This window comes from Bacillus sp. FDAARGOS_527, assembly GCF_003812125.1.
Lineage (GTDB): Bacteria > Bacillota > Bacilli > Bacillales > Bacillaceae_G > Bacillus_A > Bacillus_A paranthracis.
On sequence record NZ_CP033794.1, the window covers coordinates 1 to 919 of the forward strand.

Consider the following 919-nt stretch of genomic DNA (forward strand, 5'->3'; position numbering starts at 1 on the left):
AAATAAGCTGTCCATATGGACAGCTTATTTACATAAAATTCGAAAGCGGAAGTCAATAAATCTATCATATATCTTCAGCGATTTATTGCTGAAGATACAACTGTTTTGATAATGGAATACCCTTATTGAAAAATTCTGAGTAATCGTTTAAATAATAATCTGCTACATCACTTTGACCTTGAAACATGCATGTTATGATTCCTAATTCTTTTGCAGGTAGCAAATCTAATTCTCTATCTCCAATAGCTAGATCAATTTTGTGTTTTTGATGCAAGTAAGTATATGCTGATGGGTTGGGTTTGCGAGGAAAACCATTATCAATCGTAACCATATCTACAAAGTATTTGTCCCATCCATAATATTTTAAAATTGCTAAAACTCCATCTCTGTGTTTATGTGTCATGATTACATTCTTATCTGCAAATTTCAAAATTTCTTCCACGCCATCAAATGGTTTCATGTCTTTTGGAGACAATTCCTTTTTTAAGCTTTTAATTTTCTCTTTCTGGTCACTAGAAACATTATAGTAGTCTAGTGCATGTGAGTATGAAATCTTTAATTTTTTATAAATCTCCTGTTTATCTATCTCTTCTCCAAGTACTAGAGAGAGTATTTTGGTATAGGCAGGATATGTATTAAAAAGTGTTCCGTCAAAGTCCCATAAAATATTCAATTAAATCACCCTTTCTATTCCATTTTATCACAAGAATGTGGTAGCCATACTCTTGTTTTCTTTGTATACTCCATACACTATCAGTTAACATAACGTCTCATTATCGGTAGTGAAGACAAAGGCGGATCCCTTTTTCCACAAGGAATCCGCCTTTGTCTTTTTCTATGATTCTATGCATTTTTTTATACATTCCTATTATGGCGGGCTTTTCGGCCTCCCCATAGTTCCCTATGTCTTCCGATTTTT

General features: G+C 33.1%; 1 protein-coding gene. It reads right to left on the bottom strand.

Annotated features, from left to right (window positions below):
- Window positions 1-82 precede the first annotated feature (82 nt).
- Window positions 83-673: an HAD family hydrolase gene (locus EGX95_RS02250; RefSeq protein WP_001024262.1), complete on the bottom strand. Its 591-nt coding sequence runs from the start codon at window positions 671-673 to the stop codon at window positions 83-85.
- Between the last annotated feature and the right edge of the window lie 246 nt (window positions 674-919).